1 protein-coding gene is annotated in these 1,568 nt (G+C 63.1%); it reads left to right on the top strand.

The window, feature by feature from the left end:
* Positions 1–8: 8 nt before the first annotated feature.
* Positions 9–1,568 (top strand): peptide ABC transporter substrate-binding protein (locus ACIPIA_RS15955; RefSeq protein WP_400510953.1); only part of this gene is annotated, 1,560 nt, incomplete at its 3' end.

Genomic DNA, 1,568 nt, shown 5'->3' with positions numbered 1-1,568 from the left:
GAGGCGGGATGAACGAAGCGGTTATCAGAGGCCTGGTCGCAGATGTGAAAGCGGGCGCGCTGTCGCGACGCTCCTTCATCCAGAGGATGGCGGCGGCCGGCATCGCGGCACCGATCGCCAGCCAGATTCTGCTCTGGAATGACGTTGCGATGGCGAGTGCCGCTCTCGAATACAAGCCCGGCAAGGCGGGGGGCGGCGGGCCGCTGAAGATCCTGCTCTGGCAGGCCCCGACCCTGCTCAACCCGCATTTCGCCTCCGGCTCCAAGGATCAGGTTGCGTCGCGCGTCTTCTTCGAGCCGCTGGCCGGTTGGGACAAGGAGGGCAACCTTTTCCCGCAGCTCGCCGCGGAAATACCTTCGCGCGCCAATGGCGGGCTTTCGGAGGATGGAAGGACCGTCACCTGGAAACTGAAGCCTGGTGTGAAGTGGCATGACGGCAAGCCGTTCACCGCGGACGACGTGGTCTTCACCTGGGAATACGCCAGGGACCCCGCGACCGCGGCCTACACTTCGGGTTCCTACACCAACATCAGGGTCGCCAGGATCGACGACCTCACCGTCAAGCTGACTTTCCCGGAACCCACCCCGTTCTGGGCCGATCCCTTCGTCGGCGTGACCGGCATGATCATCCCGAAACACCATTTCGGGGAATATGTCGGTTCCCGGTCGCGCGAGGCACCGGGCAACCTGAAGCCGGTCGGCACCGGCCCCTACAGGCTGGTCGAGTTCAAACCGGGTGACATTATCACCGCCGAGCGCAACCCCGACTACCACGTCAAGAACCAGCCGCATTTCGACACCTTCGAAATCAAGGGCGGCGGTGACGCGGTTTCGGCGGCGCGCGCCGTGCTGCAGACCGGCGAGTACGACTACGCCTGGAACATGCTGGTCGAGGACGAGATCCTCAAGCGCATGGAGAATGGCGGCCGTGGCAAGGTCGTCGCCGTGCCCGCTGGCAGCGTCGAGTTCATCATCCTGAACACGACCGATCCCTGGACCGAGGTCGATGGCGAGCGTTCGAGCGTCAAGACCAGGCACCCGACGCTGTCGGACCCGGCCGTGCGCCAGGCGATCAACCTGTTGATCGACCGCGACTCGATCCAGAAGTTCATCTATGGCCGCGGCGGCATCGCGACGGCGAGCTTCGTCAACGAGCCCAGGCAGTTCAAGTCGCAGAAGCTGAAATACGAGTTCAATGTCGAGAAGGCGAACAGGATCCTCGACGATGCCGGCTGGAAACGCGGCGCCGACGGCATCCGCGAGAAGGACGGCAAGAAGCTCAGATTCGTCTTCCAGACCTCGATCAACGCCCCGCGCCAGAAGACCCAGGCCATCATCAAGCAGGCCTGTCAGCGCGCCGGCATCGACCTCGAGCTCAAGTCGGTCACGGCTTCGGTGTTTTTCTCGTCGGATGTCGCCAATCCCGACACCTATACCAAGCTGTACTGCGACATGGAGATGTACAGCACGACGCAGCCGCAGCCCGATCCGGAGCGCTTCCTCAACCAGCTCGTCTCATGGGAGATTGCGACCAAGGAGAACAAGTGGCTGGGCCGCAACATTTCACGT

The sequence above is a fragment of the Allobosea sp. CER48 genome (assembly GCF_044752385.1).
Classification (GTDB): Bacteria; Pseudomonadota; Alphaproteobacteria; order Rhizobiales; family Beijerinckiaceae; genus Allobosea.
The sequence above is the reverse complement of the archived record's forward strand: the minus strand, read 5'-3'. Positions and strand labels throughout refer to the sequence as shown.